The organism is Janthinobacterium sp. GL_088 (assembly GCF_057837845.1).
In genome coordinates this window covers 836,953-860,778 of the sequence record NZ_CM174453.1, presented here as the reverse complement: position 1 = coordinate 860,778, position 23,826 = coordinate 836,953, and the positions used below count along the sequence as shown (strand labels likewise).

General features: G+C 63.7%; 26 protein-coding genes. 8 read left to right on the top strand and 18 right to left on the bottom strand.

From position 1 onward, the window contains the following. Nucleotides 1–10: 10 nt before the first annotated feature. Nucleotides 11–448, bottom strand: a complete 438-nt coding sequence (locus tag AC3IQ7_RS03860; RefSeq protein WP_099378530.1) for a CHRD domain-containing protein — start codon at nt 446–448, stop codon at nt 11–13. Nucleotides 449–614: 166 nt separating this feature from the next. Continuing rightward, nucleotides 615–1,172, bottom strand: coding sequence for a winged helix-turn-helix transcriptional regulator (locus AC3IQ7_RS03855; RefSeq protein WP_034753667.1), 558 nt, complete (start codon nt 1,170–1,172; stop codon nt 615–617). A 253-nt stretch (nt 1,173–1,425) separates the two neighbouring features. Here AC3IQ7_RS03855 and AC3IQ7_RS03850 point away from each other — a divergent pair, with 253 nt between their 5' ends. Beyond that, complete coding sequence (locus AC3IQ7_RS03850) at nt 1,426–1,662, top strand: hypothetical protein (protein WP_489208398.1); 237 nt, start codon at nt 1,426–1,428, stop codon at nt 1,660–1,662. Here AC3IQ7_RS03850 and AC3IQ7_RS03845 read toward each other — a convergent pair. From AC3IQ7_RS03845 to AC3IQ7_RS03830, 4 genes are read right to left on the bottom strand one after another with little or no spacing between them, the layout of a single operon-like run. Continuing rightward, nucleotides 1,659–2,666 (bottom strand): Csu type fimbrial protein, encoded by a 1,008-nt coding sequence (locus AC3IQ7_RS03845; protein WP_099378528.1) that lies wholly within the window; start codon nt 2,664–2,666, stop codon nt 1,659–1,661. The genes AC3IQ7_RS03850 and AC3IQ7_RS03845 overlap by 4 nt on opposite strands. Further along, complete coding sequence (locus tag AC3IQ7_RS03840) at nt 2,666–5,020, bottom strand: fimbria/pilus outer membrane usher protein (RefSeq protein ID WP_489208397.1); 2,355 nt, start codon at nt 5,018–5,020, stop codon at nt 2,666–2,668. Before AC3IQ7_RS03840 ends, AC3IQ7_RS03845 begins: the two co-directional genes overlap by 1 nt. 57 nt (nt 5,021–5,077) lie before the next feature. Then, nucleotides 5,078–5,806: a fimbrial biogenesis chaperone gene (locus AC3IQ7_RS03835; protein ID WP_489208396.1), complete on the bottom strand. Its 729-nt coding sequence runs from the start codon at nt 5,804–5,806 to the stop codon at nt 5,078–5,080. Nucleotides 5,807–5,818: 12 nt separating this feature from the next. Continuing rightward, nucleotides 5,819–6,349 carry a Csu type fimbrial protein gene (locus AC3IQ7_RS03830; protein ID WP_099378525.1) on the bottom strand — a complete coding sequence of 177 codons (531 nt, stop codon included), beginning with the start codon at nt 6,347–6,349 and terminating at the stop codon, nt 5,819–5,821. A gap of 70 nt (nt 6,350–6,419) precedes the next feature. On the opposite strand from AC3IQ7_RS03830, the gene AC3IQ7_RS03825 reads away from it, so the two are divergent. Beyond that, nucleotides 6,420–6,686, top strand: a complete 267-nt coding sequence (locus tag AC3IQ7_RS03825; RefSeq protein WP_158301222.1) for a hypothetical protein — start codon at nt 6,420–6,422, stop codon at nt 6,684–6,686. A 12-nt stretch (nt 6,687–6,698) separates the two neighbouring features. Continuing rightward, nucleotides 6,699–7,502 (top strand): response regulator transcription factor, encoded by an 804-nt coding sequence (locus AC3IQ7_RS03820; protein ID WP_099378524.1) that lies wholly within the window; start codon nt 6,699–6,701, stop codon nt 7,500–7,502. On the opposite strand, the gene AC3IQ7_RS03815 is transcribed toward AC3IQ7_RS03820, so the two are convergent. Continuing rightward, the gene (locus tag AC3IQ7_RS03815) at nt 7,499–10,066 is read right to left on the bottom strand and encodes a TonB-dependent receptor (protein WP_322426752.1); all 2,568 of its coding nucleotides are present in this window, start codon (nt 10,064–10,066) and stop codon (nt 7,499–7,501) included. The two genes, AC3IQ7_RS03820 and AC3IQ7_RS03815, sit on opposite strands and share 4 nt — an antisense overlap. A 331-nt stretch (nt 10,067–10,397) precedes the next feature. Then, a complete protein-coding gene (gene pnuC / locus AC3IQ7_RS03810; protein WP_489208395.1) occupies nt 10,398–10,988 on the bottom strand; it encodes a nicotinamide riboside transporter PnuC in 591 nt (196 codons plus the stop codon). A 228-nt stretch (nt 10,989–11,216) separates the two neighbouring features. Here pnuC and AC3IQ7_RS03805 point away from each other — a divergent pair, with 228 nt between their 5' ends. Continuing rightward, nucleotides 11,217–11,972, top strand: coding sequence for a substrate-binding periplasmic protein (locus tag AC3IQ7_RS03805; RefSeq protein ID WP_322426750.1), 756 nt, complete (start codon nt 11,217–11,219; stop codon nt 11,970–11,972). A gap of 6 nt (nt 11,973–11,978) precedes the next feature. Here AC3IQ7_RS03805 and AC3IQ7_RS03800 read toward each other — a convergent pair whose 3' ends face one another. Then, complete coding sequence (locus tag AC3IQ7_RS03800) at nt 11,979–12,680, bottom strand: isochorismatase family protein (RefSeq protein ID WP_199534412.1); 702 nt, start codon at nt 12,678–12,680, stop codon at nt 11,979–11,981. Nucleotides 12,681–12,745: 65 nt separating this feature from the next. Then, a complete protein-coding gene (locus AC3IQ7_RS03795; RefSeq protein WP_099378521.1) occupies nt 12,746–13,612 on the bottom strand; it encodes a pirin family protein in 867 nt (288 codons plus the stop codon). Between the two features lie 119 nt (nt 13,613–13,731). On the opposite strand from AC3IQ7_RS03795, the gene AC3IQ7_RS03790 reads away from it, so the two are divergent. Both AC3IQ7_RS03790 and AC3IQ7_RS03785 read left to right on the top strand, forming a co-directional pair. Beyond that, nucleotides 13,732–14,637, top strand: a complete 906-nt coding sequence (locus tag AC3IQ7_RS03790; RefSeq protein ID WP_099378520.1) for a LysR family transcriptional regulator — start codon at nt 13,732–13,734, stop codon at nt 14,635–14,637. Nucleotides 14,638–14,683: 46 nt separating this feature from the next. Next, nucleotides 14,684–15,487, top strand: a complete 804-nt coding sequence (locus tag AC3IQ7_RS03785) for a metallophosphoesterase family protein (protein WP_099378519.1) — start codon at nt 14,684–14,686, stop codon at nt 15,485–15,487. Here the strand turns inward: AC3IQ7_RS03785 and AC3IQ7_RS03780 are convergent. Further along, the gene (locus tag AC3IQ7_RS03780) at nt 15,484–15,657 is read right to left on the bottom strand and encodes a hypothetical protein (protein WP_199534410.1); all 174 of its coding nucleotides are present in this window, start codon (nt 15,655–15,657) and stop codon (nt 15,484–15,486) included. The genes AC3IQ7_RS03785 and AC3IQ7_RS03780 overlap by 4 nt on opposite strands. A gap of 265 nt (nt 15,658–15,922) precedes the next feature. After that, nucleotides 15,923–16,879 carry a subclass B3 metallo-beta-lactamase gene (bla, locus tag AC3IQ7_RS03775; RefSeq protein ID WP_489208394.1) on the bottom strand — a complete coding sequence of 319 codons (957 nt, stop codon included), beginning with the start codon at nt 16,877–16,879 and terminating at the stop codon, nt 15,923–15,925. 84 nt (nt 16,880–16,963) lie between these two features. On the opposite strand from bla, the gene AC3IQ7_RS03770 reads away from it, so the two are divergent. After that, nucleotides 16,964–17,821, top strand: a complete 858-nt coding sequence (locus tag AC3IQ7_RS03770) for a metallophosphoesterase family protein (RefSeq protein WP_233516170.1) — start codon at nt 16,964–16,966, stop codon at nt 17,819–17,821. Here the strand turns inward: AC3IQ7_RS03770 and AC3IQ7_RS03765 are convergent. Next, the gene (locus AC3IQ7_RS03765) at nt 17,818–18,345 is read right to left on the bottom strand and encodes a dihydrofolate reductase family protein (RefSeq protein WP_099378516.1); all 528 of its coding nucleotides are present in this window, start codon (nt 18,343–18,345) and stop codon (nt 17,818–17,820) included. The two genes, AC3IQ7_RS03770 and AC3IQ7_RS03765, sit on opposite strands and share 4 nt — an antisense overlap. Before the next feature lie 41 nt (nt 18,346–18,386). Between AC3IQ7_RS03765 and AC3IQ7_RS03760 the strand changes: the two genes are divergently transcribed. Next, complete coding sequence (locus AC3IQ7_RS03760; RefSeq protein ID WP_158301221.1) at nt 18,387–18,983, top strand: TetR/AcrR family transcriptional regulator; 597 nt, start codon at nt 18,387–18,389, stop codon at nt 18,981–18,983. Nucleotides 18,984–19,013: 30 nt separating this feature from the next. On the opposite strand, the gene AC3IQ7_RS03755 is transcribed toward AC3IQ7_RS03760, so the two are convergent. The 5 genes from AC3IQ7_RS03755 to AC3IQ7_RS03735 all read right to left on the bottom strand — a co-directional run bounded on the left by AC3IQ7_RS03755 (nt 19,014) and on the right by AC3IQ7_RS03735 (nt 23,772). Beyond that, on the bottom strand, nt 19,014–19,691 hold the full coding sequence (locus tag AC3IQ7_RS03755; RefSeq protein WP_099378514.1) for a type 1 glutamine amidotransferase domain-containing protein: 678 nt from the start codon (nt 19,689–19,691) through the stop codon (nt 19,014–19,016). A 22-nt stretch (nt 19,692–19,713) separates the two neighbouring features. Beyond that, on the bottom strand, nt 19,714–20,877 hold the full coding sequence (locus tag AC3IQ7_RS03750; protein WP_489208393.1) for an iron-containing alcohol dehydrogenase: 1,164 nt from the start codon (nt 20,875–20,877) through the stop codon (nt 19,714–19,716). A gap of 85 nt (nt 20,878–20,962) precedes the next feature. After that, on the bottom strand, nt 20,963–21,565 hold the full coding sequence (locus AC3IQ7_RS03745) for a TetR/AcrR family transcriptional regulator (protein WP_489208392.1): 603 nt from the start codon (nt 21,563–21,565) through the stop codon (nt 20,963–20,965). 137 nt (nt 21,566–21,702) lie between these two features. Further along, complete coding sequence (locus AC3IQ7_RS03740; protein WP_489208391.1) at nt 21,703–22,482, bottom strand: enoyl-CoA hydratase; 780 nt, start codon at nt 22,480–22,482, stop codon at nt 21,703–21,705. A 93-nt stretch (nt 22,483–22,575) separates the two neighbouring features. After that, nucleotides 22,576–23,772 carry an acetyl-CoA C-acyltransferase gene (locus tag AC3IQ7_RS03735; protein WP_070221628.1) on the bottom strand — a complete coding sequence of 399 codons (1,197 nt, stop codon included), beginning with the start codon at nt 23,770–23,772 and terminating at the stop codon, nt 22,576–22,578. Nucleotides 23,773–23,826: the final 54 nt, after the last annotated feature.

Sequence of the window (23,826 nt, the reverse complement as noted above, 5' to 3'; positions counted from 1 at the left end):
CGCTGGCCGGCTAGGGCTTGAGCTGGGCGCGGATCTCGCCGGCCGGGTAGGCGGCGCTGTGCACGTTCACGTACAGGTTGCCGGCCTGGTAGCTCGCATATTGGGGCGGCGTGAGCATGGCGCCGGGCGGCACGGCAAACATGCCTTCGGCCGTTTTCACCAGCGGCACGATGACAGGGCCATTGGCGCCGGCGGGCGCTTCATGGATATGCGCGACGGTGGCCAGCATGCCCGTGTAGCGCACGCCGCCGCTGACGCTGCGGTCGTGGGCGACGCGAAGATTGCTGCTGCCGCTGGCCGTGCTGGTATTGGCCGGCACTTCCTGCGCGCCCGTCAAGGTGACGTCATGCCCGCCAGGGTGATGCGGGCCGTGGGAACAGGCGCCCAGCAGGGCGGCCAGCGCCAGCACGCTGGCGGTGCGGCAGGCATGTTGTTGCAGTGTGCTCATCGCAATACTCCTTCAACGGACATCGGATCACGGATGGCGCACTGCCCTGCCCGCACAGCCGAGCCGGGCGTACGCCGCACTTGCGTTGCATGGTGCGACAGTAACGCCATGCCGCCGTGTCCGCTTTGCTGTACGCCAAACTTGCTGCTCGTCTGCCAGCGCGCCTTCAGGCCAGGTGGCCTTCCGCCACCCAGCCGCGGTTGGCGGCCGGCGCCTTCGGCTTGGGTGCGATGCCGCTGCTTTTTTCCGCATCGAGGATGATGCTGCGCATGCTATCGCTGGCGGCAGGCCCAGGCGCGAACGCGTAGTACTCGTCATTGATGGGCAAGCCCGTCGTGGCGTCGACCAGTACCGGGTCGGCGGCCAGGCCCGTATCGCGGCTGGCGATGACGAGGCTGGCGCCTTCCGGGGCGAAGTTTTCATTACCCCAGGCAATAAACGCCAGCAAGACGGGCTTGAAGGCGCGCCCGGACTTGGTCAGCACATAGTCGTAGCGGGGCGGCTTGGCGCAATACAGGCGGCGCGTCATCAAGCCGCCCTCCACCAGGTCGGCCAGGCGGCGCGTCAGGATGGTAGGCGCGATCTTGAGGCTTTTTTCAAATTCGTCGAAGCGCGTCTTGCCATAAAACGCTTCGCGCAGGATGAGGATGCTCCACCATTCGCCCACCTTGCCCAGGCTGCGTGCGATCGGGCAAGGCAAATTATTAAAGTTGGTATGTTTCATGGCCATCTCCTCACATTGATTCAACACAACAATCGAAAAGTATTTCAGTTGCAACACGGAAACTTAGTTACTATCATTTTGAAAGTGAGGTGCGTGCCCCTGTGGCGGGCTGAAAATACACGAAAACTCACACTTTCCTTGTTCAAGTACAATCATGGCTGGTTCTGCTCCCCCAATCCCGGTGCGAAAAACGGTGTCAGCCACGCCTTCCGGCGCTGCTGCCCACGCCCGTTTTTCACTCGATGCTTTCACGATGACCCCTTTGAAATTTGCCGTCCTGCCTGCCCTGCTCGCCGTATCCCTTTGCCAGACCACCACCGCCGGTACCGTGTCTTCCGCGTCGTTCCAGGCCACCTTCGCCGTCCACGAAACGTGCACCATCGTCTCGCAGCGCAACAGCACCCAGGTGCGCTGCCAGCACAACACACCCTATTTTCTGCACCAGCAGGCAACGCCATCGGGCGCTGGCCTCGTCACCGTCACGTTCTAAAAATAAATCGTTGCCGTCACGGTGTCCTTGTAGTCACCGGGGCGCGGCGACACCTGCGCCGGCACGCGGCCGTAGATCGTCAGCGGCACGCTGGCGCCCGTGCCCGTGCCCGTCACCATGCTGGTCCCAGCCGTGCCATCGCCCCATGGCGCACCATCGAGCGTGGCTGACAGCAGGTAACTGACCTTGTCCGTGGTGACGGTGTTCTTCATTTGCCGGTTGGCCACATTGAGCGCCACGCTGCCGCCGTTCAGCGCAATCTGGTAGGCATTGTTGTTCACGCAACGCACCGACAAGGTGCTGGTGCTGCGCAAGTTGCCCGTCAGGATGGAGGCGTTCGCAAACGCCATCGGCGTGGCCGTGATGGTGCAATCGTTGATGGCCGTGGCATTCACCGTGAAACCGAAGCTGCCGCTGCTGGCCGTGCAACCTTGCAGGTTGATGAGGCCGTACGTGGTGTAGGTATAGGTACCCACGCCGGCAAAGCTCGACGTATAGGCGGTATTCGCATTACCCACCGTGGGCACGGCGGCCAGGGCGGTACCGGCAGGAATCTTCGCGTACACGGTAAAGGTGGTGGAATAGGTGCCAGGCGGCGCCAGCAAGCCGGCCGACAGGATCATGCCAAAGGTCGACGGCGCGCCCGTCACGCCGGCGCCGCCCCAGATCTTCGCCGTCGCATACGAACTGTCCACGTACACGTTGTATTCCATGCGATTGCTACCGTTGCCCAGCTTGCGCGGCAGGGCCGAGGTGGAATTCGTGCCCAGCCCCAGCGAAATGCACACTTGCGCATTCGGCGTGAGCAGCTGCCCCAGGTTCAGCGACGAAAACAGGCAGCTGAAGGTCCCCGTTGCCTGCGCCACATAATCGGTGCCGGAAATCGGACTGACGGAGCCGAAATCGATATTCGTCACGCTGACTGTGCAGGTATCGGCCGCCTGCGCCACGCTGCCCCAGGCGCAGCCCAGCAGCAGGGTCAGCCATAGCAGCAGGCGGCGCATCAGCGGCCTGCCCCGGCGCTGGCGGCAGCGGCTGCGCAGCGCAACGGCCCAATCACGGGCAAGCCGCCCGACGCCGGACGCACATAGGCAAAGCGCACGGTGCACGCGCTGTCGCCCTCGCCGACTTGTAACTGATTTTGCTCGAGCAGATCGTCAACGAAAACGATGCCGTCGAATCCCACGACCGTCTGCTTGCCGCTTTGCACGTGCAACACGGGCAAGCCCGTGGCCAGCGACTTGCCCTGCGCATCCTGGACGATGACGGTGGCCGCGCTGTAACGCTCGATGGGAAAGGCCGCCAGCACGCCCGCCAGGTATTGCGGCACAACATTGATATTGCTCACAGGCACCCGCGCGTCGACGTCAAGCTCGTCCGTGGCGATGCTGATCTGGTTGTTGCCATAGGGATTCAAATTCGGTACCAGCAGATAGCCGCCCCTGCCCGTCACGCCGATCTGGCGGTTTTCATGCAGCACAGGAATATCTGCCACGCCGCCCGTGGAGACCAGCGCAAAACCGTTGCCCACCTGGCGCGCCGCCTCGACATGGCCGTCCATCAACAGCAGCGCGCCGGCCGCGCCCAGCGAGGAAGCATTGCCCATGCTGCTGCTTTGCGTGCGCGCGCTCACGCGGCCATCGCTGCCCAGGTATTCCACCTGCGCCTGGCGGTAGGCATTGCTGCCCGATGTGCCAGCCTGCACGTTCCAGCCGAAACCGCCGCCAAAGTCCGCCGCGCGCTGCGCGCTGATGCTGCGGCCGCTCTCGCCGTTTTGCCGGCTGCTGTTTACGCTGATGGCCAGATTGTTGTCGAAGGCCATGCTCAGGCCAAAGTAAAAGCCCCGCTTCTCGCGTTGCCGCAAGTCCTGGAACAGGCTGGCGTTGAAGAACAGGCCGTGAAACAGAGTGGCCGAATAGCCCACGGTGGCCAGCTTCGATGGCGGCGCGCCGGGCGTGCGGTAACTGATATAGCTGCTGCTGATGCTGCTTCCTGCTGGCAATGGCAAGCTGACGGTGAAGCGGTCGGCCGCGCGCACCACGGGGCTGCCGTCGCGCGAGGCCAGGTCGCCAAAGCCGGCGCTGGCGCGCACGCTTTGCACGTCGACGCTGAAGCGCGGCCCCATGTACTGGTAGCCGGCGCCCAGCTGCACGCCACGGCTGCGGCCGGCGCTGGCCGACAGTGAACCGTTGAGCACGCCCGCCTGGCCCAGCCGCACCAGCGCGCCCGCCCCCGCCTGATACAGGCCGGCGGCCAGTTCCGCATGGCCTTCGAGGGTGAGATTGTCGCTGACGCCGTGGCGGCCGGAAGCGCTGGCGACCAGTTGCCGCGCATAGCCGAACAGGCGGCGGCCATAGTCGCGCCGCACGGCGCCCGCCTCGACCGAGTAATCGCTCAAACCGCTGGCCAGCATGCGCGTGTCGACATACAGGGGCAGCACGGTCGTCACGCTGCGCCCCAGCGCATCGCGCGTGATGATCGTGGCTTGCCCGGCGCCATTGATGCCGGCCACCTGATTCAGCACAAACGGACCACTGGGCACGCTGGCGGCATATTGCTGCACGCCATTGACGTACAGGCTCAGCGACGATGGCACGAGCGCCGTGCCATCGACGGAGGCGACGGGAAAAGTCAGCAGGTCTGGGCGCAGCTGGAAATTCTTGCGCCACTGCACGCCACCGATGCGCACGGCGCGGCTCCAGCTCAGTGACGAGGAAATCAGGTCGCCCACCTGCCACGTTTGCAAGGTTGCGGGGTCGGCGTGGCTCCAGAAGGTGTCGAAACGCATGTATTTGCGCTGGTCCGCCCCCAGGTTCACCGTGCCGGTATTGCTGAAGACGCCGCTGTCATTGAAATAGCGCAAGTCGTTGAAGATGGCGGCGCGCCGCGTCTGCCCCAGCTCCGCATAGGCTTCGTAATTGAGGACGGCGCCGGGCGTGACGCTCGATGGCGGCGTCTGCGCCGCCGTGCGCGCGCTGATGCGGTAAGGCGAGCGCAACGCGTCCGCCACCTGCAGCGACACGCTCTGGCGCGCCGCATCATACTCATAGCTGAGTCCGGGAATCGACTCGAGCGCCACCTCGGTCTGACCGGGTGCGACCAGGCGCGCCGGGTCCAGCCCCAGCTGCTGCAAGTTGGCCACACTGCTGCGCAAGCCTTTGCCCACCTGGGTAAAGCGCAAGATCAGCCCGGTTGATTCAGCATTCACAGTGACCTCCAGATACAGTTCATTCGGCGCCGCCGGATCGCTGGGCAAGCTGGCAGGGCCAGGATCGGCGCCCGTCAGGCCCACCGCGCCATCGGCCCTGGCCAGCGGCGCCATGGCCAGCAACAGCAACGCTGCCAGTACGCGTTTCATGGTGTGGCCGCTTGCGCCCAAGGCGCGCGGCAAGCCGGCCCGTCATGGCAGCCATGTTCAAGGTGTCGAATTCTTGGCAATGAGTGCCTTGGCATTCACATTGACCGCAATACTCAACGGCCCATCCAGTTCAGCCTCCCTGGCAACGGGCAGGCGCCAGACGCGCATGCGTGCCGCCAGGACATAACCAAACAGCCCCTTGCTGATGACAAACTCCTTGCCCGCCTGGTTCGTCAACGTCATCGCACCGATCTGCGCATGGAAATTGCCACTGTTCTTGACACGCAGCATCCACTCGCCCTGTTCGCGGAAAACCTGCCAGTCGAGCACTTCCTTGCCCGGCGCACCGGCCGGCAGCACGAATACGGGCACCGAATAGCGCAGGCGGATATCGACGCCACTGCGGCCCGCCTCATCCTCGCGGCTGACTTCATCGATGAGCACGCGATACGTCTTTTCCTGCGCGACAGGGCCAGCCTGGGCACGCACGAGGCGGATGGTCTGCCGGCTGTTGGCGGCGATTTCGACGATCGGCGGACTGGCCACCAGTTCCTGCGTTGGCGCCAGCGTTTCTTCGCCATCGCTCTGATCCCAGACAAACACCCGCACTTGCCCGTAGATGGGCTGGTCACCGAGGTTTTGCAGGTTGAGGCCGGCCGCATTCTGCGCCGCGCGCAAATTGAGCGTCACCGGCGAAATCTGCAGACTGGCGCCGTGCGCGCCCGCGGCACAGCAGACTAGCAGCGCCAGCACGCCTTTCATCAGGGAAGCAACACCGGCCTTCACGCAGCGCCTGGCTTAAAAGTAAACGGTGGCCGTGATGGTCGACTTGTAGGTATCGGGCGCCGGTGTCGCCTGCGGCGGAATATTGCCGTACACCGTGATCGGCTGCGAAGAGCCGTTGCCGGTGCCGCCGACGGTATTCGTGCCCTGGGTATCGCCCCACAAGGTGCTGCCGGCAGTCTGGTACAGATTGAATTGCACCGTCCCCAGGTTGCCGCCAGTGCCGCTCAGGTAGCGTGTCGTGCCGGTCGAGCCGGTGCCCGAGCCAGCCGTCAGGCCCACGTTATACAGCGTGGTATTGGTGCAGGTGACGTTCACGGTCGTATTGACGTTCACGGCAGTAGCCAGCACACCCTGACTTTGGCCAAAGTCGAGATTGGCCGCCGCGATGGTGCAATTGGCGATGATTTTCAGGGTGACGTCAAAGGTGGTGCTGGCGCTGCCATTCAGATACACGGCGGCGTCGGCGCCACGCGGCAGGAACGCCGTGGCGGCAACAGCCACGCTGGCAGCAACGATAAGGCGGGGGAAAATAACTCGCAACATGATACCTCCTGATGATGGAACATCATTAATGAGCCCGCCAATTTGAGGGGCATCGAGGATAGTCACGGTATTGCCGGCGTTTTCTTGGGCACGCAAACCAGGACGACAGAATACTTGCGCCGAGAGTCAGGAACCCGGGGACTCCGGCACTTTTTGCAGCATTGGCAAAACAGATTTTTTGGCAATCGACATTGCTTTAAATCAATGCATGAATGAATTATTAGCGATCTGGGAAATCGCCGCTTCTTCTGGCGGAGAAACATCTTTTGAAACACGAGAAAAGCAGAAAAAAAAGAAAAAGCAGGGCATAATAAACCACAACTTGCTTTTTGGTTAAGTCATCCATGCCATGCCATTGACCAGCGAAACCATCAAAAAGAACATCTTGATCGTGGACGATTCCGCGTTCGAGCAGCGCATGCTGATGGAGCTTCTCAGCGAGCAGCCCTACCGTTTCAGCATCGCGTTCAACGGCTACCAGGGCTACCAGCTGGCACTGGCCACGCATCCCGACCTGATCCTGCTCGATGTGCGCATGCCCGAGATGGATGGCTACACGGCCTGCCGTTTGCTCAAGGCCAATCCCGAAACGGAACAGATACCCGTGATCTTTCTCAGCGGTGCCGATGCCGCCAAGGAACGCATCATGGGCTTGCAGGTGGGGGGCGTCGACTACATTTCGAAGCCGTTCACGCCGGAAGAACTGGCCGCGCGCATCCATATCCACCTGGGTTTGATGCGTAAAAGCAACAGTACCCTGCCGGCGGCGACGCCGATCAGCGACAAGCTGCAACATCCCGACCTGGTCTTCGTCAATGCCGTCAAGCAACTCATTCTCGACAACCTGGGCAGCCTGCCCAACCTGTCCGAAATCGCCCGCAGCGTGGGCACCTACCGCGAAAAGCTGACCCTGATGTTCCGCGAGCAAACGGGCATGACGGTGTTTGCCTTCATCCGCGAAGCGCGCATTGCCCGCGGCGTGGAATTGCTGCAGCAAACGGATATCGACGTGCAGGATATCGCCCTGCTGATCGGCTTTCACAACGCGGGCAACTTCGCCACCGCCTTTCGCGAACGCATGGGCGTTCCCCCCAGCGCCTACCGCCAGCGCCTGCAGGAGCAGACGGGCCAGCGACAGGCGGCGGGCGGTTAGAACTTGTAGTTCAGCTTGAGCGCCGCGACGCGTCCACGCGGATCGGCCTGGGTAAAGTCAAAGCCGGTGGAGGCATAGTCCCAGGGCGCGCGCTTGTTGGCCAGGTTTTGCACGATGAAGGTGACGTTTGCCTGTGGCGTCACCTGCCAGGTGCTGGTCACGTCAAACGTGCTGAAGGCGGCCACCGATTCGTCGAGGTGCTGCTGCTGCGCATAGCTGCCCACGTAGTTCCAGGTCAGAGTCGACGACCACTTGCCCTGTTCCCAGGTGGCCGACGAGACGCCGCGCCATTTCGGGATGGAACCGAAGTAATTGGTGCCGGCGCCATCGGTCAGCGGCGCGCCATCGGACAGCGGTTCGGCAAAGCGCAGCACGCGGCTCAACTGGCCGGCCAGGGTCAGCTTGCCCCAGTCCTTGTCGACGAAGCGCTGGCGCAGGTCGATATCGATGCCCGACACTTCGCGCTGACCCTGGTTGCGGAACTGGCGATACAGGGTCGTGATGCGCCCATCGGCACCGCGCGTGATCTGTTGCGGCGCCGTGCCTTCATTCTCGAGAATGGTGGTGGCGCTGGCCGTGCCGATCACGCCATCCTGCTTGATGCGGTAGTAATCGAGGCCGATGCTCGAACTGCTGGTGGGAGAGACCACCACGCCCAGGTTCAGGTTTTTCGAGCGCTCGGGGCGCAGGTTCGGATTGGCGATGGTCATCACCGTCACGCCGCGCGACTGCGTCGGCGTCAGCGGATCGCGGGCATCGATCACGCCGGTATAGCTGACGGCCGTGCTGTCGGTGATTTCCGGCAGCGACGGCGCGCGGAAGGCCCGTGAAACGGTGCCGCGCAGCAACAACCATGGCGCCGCCTGGTAGCGCGCGCTGGCCTTCGGCGAAAACGCATTGCCAAAGTCGCTGTAATGGTCGGCGCGTCCCGCCACGTTGACGGACAGGTCTTTGACGACGGGTACATTGAATTCGGCAAACAGGGCCGACACATTGCGCGAGCCGTTGATGATATTGAGTGCGGGGCGCAGTTCCGTGCCCGACAGCACGGCAGTCGAGGTTTGCGAATCCATCTTTTCGCGGCGCCACTGGGCACCGGCGGCAAAGCCCAGCGGGCCGGCGGGCAAGTCCCAGATATCCTTGGCCGCCGAGAAGTCGAGCGTGTCGAGCGTCGATTCGGCCGGGCGCAGGGTCGACAGGCGCAGGCGGTTGCGCACCGCTTCGCTGTTTTGCGACTGGTCGAAGAAATTGTAGCTGCCGTCGGCCAGCACTTTCTGGAATTCGTAGCGGTTGACGAAGTTCTGCACCGTTTCCTCCAGCTTGCTGCTGGAATGGGCCACGGCCGTATCCCAGTCCCAGCCCGCCCAGGTGCCCTTGGCGCCGGCCAGCGCACGGTAAAAGGTGACGCGGTCCTGTTTCAGGCGCGGTCCCAGGTCGAACAGGGTGGCCGTGAACGGCAAGGGCGTCGTGCCCGGATTGTTCGGATGGCCCACGGGCAGCACCACGGGAATGGTGTCGAGCAGCTTGGTGCTGTTGTTCCACACGCGCGTGGCGTTATTCACCGTCAGCGGCGCGCTGAAGGTCTGGTCGGCGCGCGAATAGCTGTGCAGCAAATCGACATAGGCTTCCGTGTCCGCGTTCAGCTTGAGGGTGCCGCGCAGCGACGAGTGGATGCGCTGGATGCCCGGAATCAGCGTCTTATACGGCGCCGGATTGTAGGCCAGCACCTGGCCGCTGCGATCGGGATTGATATCGTTGTATGGCACCAGTTGCAGCGGGCCGCGCACGCCGCCGAGGGTCTGCGTAGGATCGTTGCCAGCGTAATTCGTGGCAGCCCAGCCCAGGCTGCCGCGTTGCTGCTGGCGGTAATCGGCGTCGCGCAGCCAGGCCACGTCGCTTTGCTGCAGCTTGTCGCGCTGCTGCGCGTCGACCGAGAAGACCACGCTGTAGCCATCTTCCTCGAGCTTGCCGAAACCCGTTTGCAGCGCCGCGCTCTTTTCATGCTGGCCCGTGCCTTGCGTCGAGCCGCCCCATTGCGCCGTGATGTCCGTGCCCGTGAATTCCTTGTACAGGATGATGTTGACCACGCCGGCCACGGCGTCGGAGCCATACACGGACGAGGCGCCATCCTTGAGCACCTCGATGCGCTGCACGGCCGCCATCGGCAGGCTGTTCAGGTCAACGAAGGTCTGCTGCAAATCCTGCGCCGTGGCGTAGCTGGCCACGCGGCGGCCATTCACGAGGATCAGGGTATTTTGCTGGCCGATGCCGCGCAGCGACAGGCCCGAGGTGCCGGCCGAGAAACTGCCCGTATATTGTTCGTTGTAGCTGTTGCCGCTGTTGGCGGAGATGGCGCGCAGCACGTCCGACACGCTGGTCTTGCCGCTGGCTTTCAATTCCTTGGCCGTGATGACTTGCACGGCGCTGGCGCCCTCCTTTTCGCTGACGCGGATATTCGATCCGGTGACGTTCACGCGCAGCATGTCGTCCTCGGCATGGGCGATGCTGGAAACGGCGGGAAAGGCGGCGGCGATGGCAAGACTGATGGCGAGTGGTTTGAACATGGTTTCCTCTTATTGGGATTGCAGCCTTTTTCCGATAAAAAAGGCCGAGCAGGGGCACGCAGACCGGGTGGGCCTACGGGCAGACGACAACGAAACGGATGGATTGACTTAAGGGATGCGTGGACGGGCACGCACCGGCATCCACTGCGCCATGCATTGCATGGTCAGCTGGTGCGGGGCGGCGTAAAAACAGGCAGAAAGGGTAAAACGCAACATAAAAGACACCGGTAAGCGGGGAAAGGCCACTATATCCCGGTGTCTTTATCGCGTGAACGAATTAAAAATTGATTGTATATACGATTTGAATCTAAGGACTTGGTGTAAGGCAAGATCAGGCGTCGGCAATCACTGCAGGCGCTTGCGCCGCGCGGCGTGCCTGCACGCTCCACCAGTACCAGGAAATCACGGCGTTGACCCAGTAGGCCGCATACAGCACGGCCGTCAGGTGCAGGCCGCGGCTGTAGTACAGCGGCACGGCCACGGTGTTGACCAGCAACCAGAAAGCCCAGGTTTCGATGCGTCGGCTCATCAGCAGGAATTGCGCGATGATGCTAAATACCAACACTGCCGAATCGATGAACGGCGCGTAGGCATTCGTGAAGCGGTGCAGCAGCATGCCGTAGATCGCCACGGAGACGATGCCGGCCGGCACCACCCAGGCCAGGCTGCGCCAACCTGTGCGCGTGATCGGCAACGGCTTGCCGCCGGCGCCACTCCGCCATTGCATCCAGCCGATAACGCAGGTGACGATGAAAAACAGTTGCAGCATCACGTCGGCGTACAGGTTGACCTGGAAAAACAGCACGGCAAACAGCACGCAGCCGACCATGCCGATCCACCAGGAATGAATATTATTGCGTCCGGCCAGGATGATGGAGGCAGTCATCAATACATTGGCGGCGATCTCGAGCGGGGCAGTCAAGCGGTCTTCCTTTGCGGGGCAGTGGTGGCACCGCGTCACTATAGCCGATTACACTGCACGGTGTTCGCCACGCCGGAGCCGACACCCATGGGGGAAAGCGGCAAAAAACGCGCAAACATCGAGGAAATGCGAACCAGGCCGGCCTTCAACCGCCGCAGCCCTTGACTTCCGTGGCCATTCTGGCAAATTGAATAGCAAGTTGAAACTCCAGGAAGCCCCCTTATGCGCATGCGCCATCTCCTGTTTGCGGCAGTGCTCGGCGTATCTGCCCTGCCCGCCGTAGCTTGCCGCATGACGATGGCGCTGGAGCAGTGGCCGCCGTATGTCTACCGCGATGCCCAGGGCCGCCATACGGGCCTGGACCTGGAATTGCTGAAGGCCATTTTCAAGGAAGCCCGCTGCACCCTGGTCACCGTGCCGGAGCTGCCCACGGCGCGGCGCCAGCTGCTGTTCCAGAAAGGGGGGCTGGACCTGATGCTGGCCGCGTCCGAGACGCCGGAACGCCAGTCGTATGCGCGCTTTTCCCTCTCGTACCGCGATGAAGCCGTGGGCGTCTTCAGCAAATCCGGCTCGCCCGGCAACCACCAGCAGATCGCCAGCTTCGCGCAGCTCGCGCGCGGCAAGTCGACCTTGCTGGCGCCCAAGGTGGGCTGGTATGGCGCGCAATACGCGGCGGCCCGGCCGGCGCTGGAAAAGGCCGGCCGCCTGAATGCGTTCGGCAGTTTCCAGCAAGGCGTGCGCATGCTTGACGCGGGCCGCGCCGACCTGCTGCTGGGCGACGTGCTGGCCGTGCGCCACGAAGCGCGCCTGCAGGGCGTTGCCTTGCGCACCCTGCCCTTCCTGGTCCTGCGCGCCCCCGTGCACCTGATGCTCAATGCGCGCACGACCAGCGCCGGCGACCTGGCGCGCCTGAACGCCGCCATCACGCACCTGGAACAGCGCGGCGTGCTGGCGGCGATACGCAACAGCTACGAAGCGCCGTAGCGACGGTCAGCCCTTGCCGGCCGCTTCGAGGATTTCCAGCTTGGTTTCGCGGCCATTCTTTTGCACACCCTGCGCCTTGTCGTAGCTTTCGATCAGGGCGCGGTATGGCGGCACGATATGGTCGGTCATGATGGCGGCGAATTCCATCGCGTCGGCGCGGTTCCAGGTGCTCATCACTTCAGCCAGCACGGCGTACGTGTCGATCGGCACGGCGCCCGCCTGCGTCACGCGCGCCATGGTAATGTCGGTGGCCATCTTCGACCAGTTGCCCGAGGCATCGATGATGGCGAACACCTTGTAGCCGGCCGCCAGCGCGCTGATGGTCGGGAAGGCCATGCACACGCTGGTGAGCGTGCCGGCGATCAGCAGGGTCTTGCGGCCCGTCTTTTCGATGGCTTCGACCCAGGCCGGATTGTCCCAGGCGTTGATCTGGCCCGTGCGCGGGATGTAGACGGCGTCCGGGTTGAAATGGTGGATTTCCGGGATCAAGGGGCCGTTCGGACCGTCGGGCACGGACGCGGTGGTAAAAGTCGGCATGTTGGCCAGGCGCGACAGCTTGGCCAGCGCCGTGACGTGGCCGCGCAGCACGTGCTGCTCGATGTCGCGCACCAGCTGGAACAAACCGCTCTGGTGGTCGATCAGCAGCATGACGGCATCGTCGGGATCGATCATCGGTGGCAAACCTTGGAAGTTGGCGGGGGTGCTCATGGTGGTCTCCTGAAAAACCATGCCGCGGGATGCGGCATGGGTACTACACAAATTCACTGCACAAATTACGTCGCGATACGGGCGAAGCGGCCGCTGTTGAAATCCTCGAACGCCTGCGCGATTTCCGCCTCGGTGTTCATGACGAAGGGACCGTGGCCGACGATGGGTTCCTCGATCGGCTCACCGCTCAGCAGCAGTACCACGGCGTCGTTGTTCGCTTCGATGGTGATGCTGTCGCCATCGCGCTCGAACAGCGCCATCTGCGCTTCGCGCACCACGCTCTCGCCATTGACCAGCACCGTGCCGTGCAAAACGATCAGCGCCGTGCTCCAGCCTCGGGTCACGGGCAGCTCCGTCAGCTTGCCCTGGGCCAGGCGCATGTCCCACACCTGCATCGGCGAGAACGTGCGGGCGGGTCCATGCTGGCCAGCGAAGTCGCCGGCGATCACGCGCACGGAACCGGCATCATCGGGCAGCGCCACTGTGGGAATCGTGTCGCTGGTGATGGCCTGGTAGCCGGGCGCCGTCATCTTGTTTTTCGCCGGCAGGTTCACCCACAGCTGCACCATTTCCAGCGTGCCGCCCGACTGCGTGAAGGCAGGCGAGTGAAACTCTTCATGCAGGATGCCGGCGCCGGCCGTCATCCACTGCACGTCGCCGGGGCCGATCACGCCGCCCTGGCCCGTCGAATCGCGGTGCGCCACTTCGCCCTTGTAGACGATGGTCACCGTTTCAAAGCCGCGGTGCGGATGCGAACCGACGCCGGGCGGACGGGTGCCGGGCGCAAATTCGGCAGGACCGGCATAGTCGAGCAGCAGGAAGGGGCTCAGCTGCTTGCCATGGCCGTTATACGAAAACATCGAGCGCACGGGGAAACCGTCGCCGACCCAATGCTGGCGGGGTGCGCTGTAGATACCTGTGACTTTGTTCATCTCGATCTCCTGTTGGGGTTTGCATTACGATGAAGACAGAATACGCTTGCAACGATGAAGGCGGTAGACGGTAAAATATGCCATCAGCGTTCCATAAATAGAACGATCAAGGAGGCGACATGCAGGACCTGAATGACTTGTATTACTTTGTGCAGGTAGTCGACCATGGTGGTTTCGCGCCGGCCGGGCGCGCGCTGGGCATGCCGAAATCAAAACTGAGCCGGCGCATCGCGCTGCTGGAAGAGCGGCTCGGCGCGCGCCTGCTGCAACGCACGACGCGGCATTTTTCCGTCACCGATGTGGGGCAGACGTTTTACGAGCATTGCAAGGCCATGCTGGTGGAGGCGGAGGCGGCGCAGGAAGCGATCGAACTGACGCGCGCGGCGCCGCGCGGCACGGTGCGCCTGTCCTGCCCCATCGCTCTGCTGCACTCGCTGGTCGCCCCCATGCTGGCCGGTTTCATGCGCGAGCATCCGCAAGTGACTCTGCTATTGGAAGCGAACAACCGCCGCGTCGACCTGGTGGCCGAGGGTATCGACGTGGCCATCCGCGTGCGTCCGCCTCCGCTACCCGACAGCGATCTGGTATTGCGCGTGCTGGCCGAACGGGGCCAGTGCATGGTAGGCAGCCCGCTGCTGTTCGCCGGCGCGGCCTTGCCGAAGGCGCCGGCCGACCTGTCCGACTGGCCCAGCCTGGCCCTGGGCACGCCGCAACAGCACTACCAGTGGGATTTGCACGGCCCCGATGGCGCGCGCGCCCAGCTGCGCCACGTGCCGCGCTTCGTCACGGGCGACATGCTGACCCTGCGCGACGCGGCCGTGGCCGGCGTGGGCGTGGTGCAGCTGCCGACCATGATGATCACGGAACAGGTGGCCGATGGCAGCCTGCTGCCGCTGATGGAGCAGTGGCGGCCGCAGCGCGAAATCATCCACGCCGTGTTCCCGTCGCGGCGCGGTCTGCTGCCTGCCGTGCGCGCGCTGCTCGACTACCTGGCGCACAGCTTCGCCGCGCTGGAGGAAGAGTGAGGGTTTTCAGGTACGATGGCGTACTCTCCAATCGCCTGGATGCCGCATGCGTTTATTGATTCTGTCGGACCTGCACCATGAGTTATGGCGCGACGAAGCGCCGCAGGGCGACCTCGCGCTCAGCTGCCCCGACGCCGTGATCCTCGCCGGCGATATCGACACGGGCGCCCGCGCCGTGGCCTGGGCCGCCAGTGCATTCGCGGGACTGCCCGTGCTGTACGTGCATGGCAACCACGAAGGCTATGGCCACCACCTCGACAAGGTGCGCCAGGAACTCCACGCGGCTTGCGCCAGCACGCAGAACGTGCATTTCCTCGACTGCGGCACGCACGTCATCACCGACCAGGCAGGCCACGCTGTGCGCTTCCTGGGCGCCACCCTGTGGACGGATTTCCGCCTGCTGGGCGACGACACGCGCCAGGCGGCCATGCGCGACGCGGAAGCCGTCATGAACGACTACAAGCGCATCCGCCTGGCCAACATGGGCTTTCGCAAGCTGCGTGCGGCCGATACGGCCATGTTCCACGCGCAGCAAAAAGCGTGGCTAACGCGCGAACTGGCGCAGCCATTCGACGGCAGCACCGTCGTCATCAGCCACATGGCACCGTCGCTGCTGTCGGTCGACGATGCCTACGGCAGCGAAGGATGTTCGCCCGCCTATGCCTCGCGCCTGGACGAACTGGCTGCGCGGGCGAACCTGTGGGTGCATGGTCATATCCATGCTTCGCGCGACTACCGCATCGACCAGTGCCGCGTCGTAGCTAACCCCTGCGGTTACAAGACGCGCAGCGGCGCGCCGCAAAATCCCGCTTTTGATCCGAACTTCATCATTGACCTGCCGGCCCGCTAATCGTCAGCCTTGAGGCGGCCCGCCAGCCATTGCTGCAGGCGGTGCTTGCCGGCCCGGCGCGCCACGCGCGGCGACACTTCCGACTGGTGCGCGCCGGCGCCGCCGCGCAGCCTGGCGGCGGCCACCAGCGGATTGCGCGGCTTGGGCGCGGCTTTTACTTTGATTTTCATGCTGTTTCCTTTCAACCCAGTCGTGCAAAACAAAAAACCCCGGCGAGTTTCCTCACCGGGGTTTGAAGGACACCGGCCCGGGATCGGCAATGCTGCCGTTGGCCCCGAGCGTCATGCGCGGGGCTAGTGGTAAGTCAACTTGCTGCCAGCCTGCTCGAACATGGGTTTCCTTTCTTTTGTGTGGTTGATCTGCACTGCGGATGACGATTCTGCGCCGGATGCTGCAGTGCGTCAACCGCTTTTCATGGCACATGCGCCAACGTTGTTATTTTGTCGCAGTCTCGCCAGCCATGGCTTTTTCCTTGGCGATGCGCGCTTCGAGCTTGGCTTCATTCTTGGCAGCGTAGTTGCTGCACGCCTGCGCATCGATGAAGGGATTCGGCGCGACGCCTTCCAGCAACTGCGTCAGCTTGCGATCGCCGCCCGAGTGGTCGGGGTGGGCCGAGATCAGGATGTCGCACGGCAGTTTGGCGAAGTCCTGCATGACGCGGCGGAAGGCCGGCGTCAGGTCCGCATGGCGTTCATCGCCCAGGTAGTGAAAATCGTCGGCCGCCACCGGCGTGAGGCTGGCGCCGAACACCACGTTCAGGCAGTCCTGACGCTCCGCATCCTCGCACGACACCCAGGTCCAGCTGGTGCTGCCCGGCGTATGGCCAGGCGTGTAGCGCGCCGTGACGGTCACGTCGCCCAGTTGCAAGGTTTCGCCATCGGCGATCTCGCGCACGTTTTCCACGGCCGGCATGGGGTCGATTTCGCCCGCTTGCGGGTCCATGGCGAGCACCGAACCCGCGCGCAGCGCCTGCGCACCCAGCGGGCTGGCGACCACTTGCGCGCCGCTGTCGCGGGCCAGGGCGGCGATGCCGCCCGAATGGTCGAAATGCGCTTCCGTATTCAGGATGAACTTGATGTCTTCCAGGCGAAAGCCCAGCTCGAGGATATGTTCCTTGATGGCGGCCACCGATTGCGGCAGCGCGCCATCGATCAGGATCAAACCTTCGCGCGTGTCGATCAGCACCACGCTCAAGCCGCCCACGCCCACGTAATACGTGTCGCCGTGGATGCGCGCCGGCTGCTGCGGGCGGTTCCATTGCGCCGCATACGGCGAGGCAATCGGCTGCGTCAAGGGATCGACGGCGGGCGTGGCGGCATGCGCGGAAAACGGCAGCGCCATGGCGGCCAGCGCGATGCTGAGCAAGGTCTTGGAAAGGAAGAAAGGCGGCATGCGGCTCCAGTAATGAGTGTGCGGTAATCGATGCCACAGGGTAACGTCGCCCCCGCGCGCGGTCAAGCAGACGGGCGTGGCGACTTGCGCTACGATAGAGGCCCATTCACTGCCGTGCGCCATGCCGCGCCTCCTGCCATGCGTTTGCTGATCCTGTCCGACCTGCACCTGGAAGTCTGGGGTGACGACACGCCCGCCATCGACCTTGCCGCCTGCCGTCCCGACGTGGTGATCCTGGCCGGCGACATCGACACGGGCAACAATGCCATCGCGTGGGCCGCGCGCACCTTCGGCGCCCTGCCCGTGCTGTACGTACATGGCAACCACGAGGGTTATGGCCACCAGCTCGAACACATGCAGGACGCCGTGCGCGACGCCTGCGCCAGCGCGAATACACAGGGCGCCAACATCCGATTGCTCGACGGCGACGCCGTGGTCTTGAACGGCGTGCGTTTTCTCGGCATCACGCTGTGGACGGATTTTTTACTCTTCGGCGCCGACAGGTACGAGGAAGCCTTGAACGCGGCGCAAAGCTACATGCCCGACTACAAGCGCATCAGCACGGGCGGCGACACGCCGCGTCTCTTGTGCGCGGCCGACACGGCGCAGCTGCACGCGCAGCATCGCGCCTGGCTGGAACAGCAACTGGCGCAACCGTTCGATGGCAAGACGGTCGTCATCACGCACATGGCGCCATCGATGCAGTCGGTGGAAGAGCAATACGCGACCAATCTCGGCTCGCCCGCCTTCGCCTCGCAGCTGGACGCGCTGGTGGCGCAGGCCGACCTGTGGGTGCATGGCCACATGCACGCCTCGCTCGACTACCGCATCCAGGACTGCCGCGTCGTGTGCAACCCCTGCGGCTACAAGCGGCCGGACGGCACGCCGGAAAACGAACGTTTTGACACAGGCTTCATCGTCGACCTGGCCAGCGCTGGCTAGTTTTTGCGATAGCGTAGCTGCACCACGCCACTCGGCAACTGGCGCGTGTGGTCCAGGCGCCAGTCGCTGCGCGGCAAGCCGTCCTCGAACAGGCGCACGCCCTTGCCCAGCACCACGGGCAGCACGGACAGGGTCAGGCTGTCGATGACGCCCTCGCGCAAACCGGCACGGATGACGGCGCCGCCATCGAGATACACGTGACGGCACCCCTCCTCTGCCAGTCCCTCCAGCACTGCCCGCACGCTGCCTGCGCGGCGCTGCTCGCCATGGCGCGGCGCGAAGTCGCGGCGGCTCAGGACCACCACGCGCTTGCCCGCATACGGCCACGGCTCAAAACCCAGCACGGCGTCATACGTGGTGCGCCCGATCAGCAGGGTATCGACCTGCTCCATCAAGGCCGTGTAGCCGGTGGCGTCGGGCGAGTCGGGCGCCAGTTCGGTCAGCCAGGACAGGTCGCCGTTTTCTCCCGCGATGCAGCCATCGAGGCTGATGCCGAGAAAAACGCTGACGAAAGTTTTTTGCATGGATGCTCCTTGATTTAATTCTACGGTGTAGAATTATGCCCATGAAAACCCCAAAACTTCAAGCCGTGGCATCTCCCGTGCGCCGCGCCGGGCGTCCGCGTCGCGCCGCGCCCGCGCTGGACAACGCCAGCATCCTGCAGGCGGCCCTGGCCCTGCTGGAAGAAAAAGGCGAAGCGTTCTCCATGCGCGCGCTGGCGCACAGCCTGGGCGTCGATGCCATGGCCCTGTATCACTACTACGCCGGGAAAGAGGAATTATTGCAAGCGTTGATGGTGCAGCGTTTTGCCGCGCTCGATCCGCAGCAGCCGCCATTCACGCGGCGCCAGGCAGCGCCACGACGCCTGCTCGCGCTGTGCGCGCTGTACCTGGAACTGGTCAGCGCCACGCCATATTTCGTGCGCCTGATGGCGCGCGGGCTGGTGACGCAAGCCGATGTGGCCGAGCGGTTTACGGCCCTGTTCGAGCTTGCCGTCGAGGGTCTCGCGCTGAATAAAAAATCCCGGCTGCGCGGGCATGATGCGCTCGTCGATTTCCTGCACGGCTATGCGCTGGCCGGCAGGCCGGCCAGCGAGACGCAATGGCACGCCTCGGTCAGCCTGATCCTGGCGGGCATGGTCGCCACACACAATGCCGTGTGACGACCAGCGGCCGGACGCCCTACCCTGGCATCAGGCCAGCAGCTTGAGCAGCGCCTGGGCGGCCGCTTCCGACGATGCGGGATTCTGGCCCGTGACCAGCAAGCCATCGGTGACGGCGTACGGCTGCCAGTCGCCCAGCTTCGAGTAGACGCCGCCATTTTCCTTGAGCATGTCCTCGACCAGGAAAGGCACGATGGCCGTCAAGCCGACGGCGTCTTCCTCGGTATTCGTAAAGCCTGTCACTTGCTTGCCACGCACCAGCGGCGCGCCATCGACAGCCTTCACGTGGCGCAGCACGCCCGGTGCGTGGCAGACGGCGGCAACGGGCTTGCCGGCGGCAATCATCTGTTCGATCAGCGTGATCGAGTGCCGGTCTTCGGCAAGGTCCCACAGCGGGCCATGGCCGCCCGGGTAAAACACGGCGTCAAAGTCGGCCGCCTTCACGTCGGCCAGCTTGCCTGTGTTGGCCAGCACGGCTTGCGCATCGGCGTCCTGCTTGAAGCGGCGCGTGGCGTCCGTTTGCGAATCCGGCTCGTCGCTTTTCGGGTCGAGCGGCGGCTGGCCGCCCAGCGGCGAGACGACCGTCAGCTTCGCGCCCGCTTCTTGCAGCGCATAGTAGGGCGCGGCGAATTCTTCCAGCCAGAAGCCGGTTTTCTTGCCAGTGTCGCCCAGTTGATCGTGCGAGGTCAGTACCATCAGGATGTTCATGTTGTTTCCTTTTATGTCAGGGTTACAGTGCTGCTTCGAGGATACGGCGGCTGCGCGCGAGGTCGATATCGCGGTGTTCGCCGAGGGAGGTCATGCCATGTGCTTCCAGTTGCGTCAGTACCGCTTCCACCGCTTCCTGGCCCAGCTGATAGGCCGACAAACGGGTCGGGATGCCCAGGCCTTCGAAGAAGGCGCGGGTTCGCGCGATGGCAGTATCGATGCGCTCGTCGTCGCTGCCGCTGGTGATGTTCCAGACACGTTCGCCATACTGTAGCAATTTGCCGCGTTTCTGCTCGCGCTGTACGTCCAGCAGAGCCGGCAACACCAGGGCCAGGGTGCGCGCATGGTCGATGTCGTACAGGGCCGTCAATTCGTGGCCGATCATGTGGGTGGCCCAATCCTGCGGCACGCCGGCGCCGATCAGGCCATTCAGGGCCAGGGCGGCCGTCCACATCAGATTGGCGCGGGTATCGTAATCGTCGGGCGAGGCGATGGCCTGCGGCGCGATCTCGACCAGGGTTTGCAGCAAGCCTTCGGCAAAGCGGTCCTGCACCTTCGCCTGCACCGGATAGGTCAGATACTGTTCCGTCGTGTGGACAAAGGCGTCGACCAGGCCATTGGCCACCTGCGTGGCCGGCAAGGTAAAGGTTTTGCTCGGGTCGAGCACGGAAAACTGCGGGTACAGCAGCGGATTGCGAAAACTCAGCTTGTCATGCGTGGCTTTTTTCGTCACCACGCCGCCGCTGTTCATTTCCGATCCCGTGGCCGGCAAGGTCAGCACCGTGCCGAACGGCAGGGCGCGCTGCACATTGGCGCCGCCGCGCTCGGCGATTTCCCACGGCTCGCCGTCGTACAGGGCGGCCGCGGCAACGAACTTGGTGCCGTCGATCACGGAGCCGCCGCCGACGGCCAGCAGGAAGTCCAGCTTTTCGCTGCGCACCTGAGCGACGGCGCGCATCAGGGTTTCATAGCTGGGATTGGGTTCGATGCCGCCAAACTCCTGCACGCTGCGCTGGCCCAGCGCAAGCGCGGCGCGCACCTCGGCCAAAGTGCCCGTCTTTTCCGCGCTGGCGCCGCCGTACAAAATCAGCACGCGCGCATCGTGCGGCACCAGCGTGGACAATTTGGCGACCGTGTCGGCACCGAACACAATCTTCGTTGGATTATGGAATTCAAAATTCTTCATGCTGCTGCTCCCTTATTATTAGACTGGTCGTCTAGAGTAAAATTCAAAAAAACGCGGACGTTTGCCATCCGCGTACCTAGCGTCCTTATTGATCCGGCGGCAACTGCAGCATGGACAGCGTCGCCCGCCATGCCGTTTGCAAGGCGCTGGCGTCGCGCCGCAGCTTGGTCAGCATCGCCGCGCCCAGCCACAGCTGGTACAAGGTGGCAGCCATCTGCGCCGGATCGGCCACCGATGGCAGGGTATCGTCCACCCTGCCCCGCGCGATGGCCAGCGCCAGCCTGGCGATGATGCGGTGGGTGCCATCGAGCAGCGCCACGCGCATCGGTTCCGACATATCCGCCACTTCGCTGCTGAGCTTGACCACCAGGCAACGGCAGTCGCAACCGCTGCCATCGAGGCTCTCGCTGGTCCAACTGGCCCAATACGCCATCAGCGACTGCGCCGCGTTCTGGCCGGGCTGGCTCAGCACGAGCTCCATTTCCGCCAGGTAGCCGGTGACGTAATCTTCCAGCATCGCTACACCAAACAATTCCTTGGACTTGAAGTAATGGTAGAACGAGCCCTTGGGCACATCTGCAGACGACAGGATCTCGTTCAGCCCCACCCCGGCAAAACCCTTGCGCGTGATGATGGCCTTGCCCTGGTCGATAATGTGCTGGCGCACGTCGGTGTATTCAGCTTTCATGCGAGGCATTGTAGCACAATTAGACCAGTCGTCTAGATTAAATTGAACCCGGAAGAAAATGTTGGGGTCAGACCCTCGAGGCCGCTAACGCAGAGGTTTGCTCTCACGGCTAGGGGGGGCTGACCCAGGCAGTCAGCTTAGGCAAACTTCTTGAAATCCGGCTTGCGCTTTTCAAAGAAGGCCGTAAACGCTTCCTTCGCTTCGGCGCCGCCCAGCATGGCGCTGAACAGTTTGTTTTCCTCGGCGATGGCCGCCTTCATCGGTTCCATGCGGCTTTGCTTCATCAGGCGCTTGGTGGCGCGGATGGAGGCGGCCGGCAGGGCTACCAGCTTGGCGGCCTGGCCTTGCGCGAAGGTCATCAGGTCGTACAGGGGCACGACTTTCGAGACCAGGCCCATTTCCAGCGCTTCGCTGGCCGGGAACGCTTCGCCCAGCATCAGTTTTTCCGCCGCGCGCGGGTAGCCGGCCAGTTGCGTGAGCAGCAGGCTGGAGCCGAATTCCGGGCACAGGCCCAGTTGCGTGAACGGCATCGAGAAGCTGGCATTGTCGGCCGCGTAGACCAGGTCGCAGTGCATCAACATAGTCGTGCCGATGCCGATGGCCGGGCCGGAGACGGCCGCCACCACGGGCTTGCTGCTGCCGTACAGGGCGCGCATGAACTGGAACACGGGACGGTCATGGTCGAGCGAGCCATCCTTCGGGCGCGCCGTCTTCATGAAGTCGTCGAGGTCGTTGCCGGCCGTGAAAATCTCGCGCTTGCCGCAGATCAGGATGGCGCGCACGTCGTCGTCCGTCTCGGCCGCTACCAGTGCATCGGCCAGGGTCTGGTACATGGCGCCCGTGATCGCATTCTTGCGTTCCAGGCGGTTGAATTCCAGGGTCAGAATGCCCTCGCTCTTGCTGCACAAAATATCCATGTCGTCTCCAAAAAGATAAAGGGCGCCGAGGTATCCCCAGCGCCCAAGTTTGACCAACCTAATCTGACCTCTTACGTCACGACGCCCGGCAGATCAGACGCGCTCGAAGATTCCTGCTGCACCCATGCCGGCGCCCACGCACATGGTGACCATGCCGTACTTCTGCTTGGTGCGCTGCAGTGCGTGGATCACGGTCGCGGCGCGGATGGCACCGGTGGCGCCCAGCGGGTGGCCCAGGGCGATCGCGCCGCCCATCGGGTTGACCTTCGATGGGTCCAGGCCCAGGTCGCCGATGACGGCCAAGGCTTGCGCGGCAAACGCTTCGTTCAGCTCGATCCAGTCCAGCTGATCTTGCGTGATGCCGGCGGCGGCGCACGCTGCCGGAATGGCGAATTTAGGACCGATGCCCATGATTTCCGGCGGCACGCCGCGCACGGCGAACGACGAGAATTTCGCCAGCGGGGTCAGGTTGTGCTCGCGCAGGATTTTTTCGCTGACGATCAGCAGCGCGCCGGCGCCGTCGGACATCTGCGAGCTGTTGGCGGCCGTGACGGTGCCCTTGGCGGCGAAGACCGGCTTCAGTTTTGCCAGCGACTCCATCGACGAATCGGCACGCGCGCCTTCGTCGGTATCGACGGTGCGGCGGCTCACGTCGACCTGGCCGGTAGCCAGGTTCGGCGTGCGCGTGATGATTTCCACGGGCGTCGTTTCCGCCTTGAAGAAGCCGGCTTGCTGCGCGGCGATGGCGCGGCGGTGCGATTCAACGGAGAACGCATCCTGCTGTTCGCGCGACACTTTCCATTGCTGCGCCACTTTTTCAGCCGTCAGGCCCATGCCGTAAGCCATGCCGATATTCTCGTCGCTGAACATGTCCAGGTTCATCGATGGGTGGTGGCCCATCATCGGCACCATCGACATCGATTCGATGCCGCCGGCGATCATCACGTCGGCTTCGCCCACGCGGATGCGGTCGGCCGCCATGGCGATGGCCGTGATGCCCGAAGCGCAGTAACGGTTGACGGTGACGCCGCCGACGGTTTTCGGCAAGCCGGCCAGCAGCACCGAGTTACGCGCGATATTGAAGCCCTGCTCCGCTTCCGGGAACGAGCAGCCGATGATGGCGTCGGTGATCAGCGCCGGGTCGAGGCCAGGCGCTTGCGCCAGGGCCGATTGCAGCACGCGCACCAGCAGGTCGTCCGGGCGGGTGTTTCTGAACATGCCGCGCGGCGCCTTGCCGATCGGGGTGCGGGTTGCAGAGACGATGTACGCGTCTTGAAGTTGTTTGCTCATTTTATGCTTTCAAAGATGTTGAACGAGGTTCGTGTTCTGTCGAATGTCCGGGAT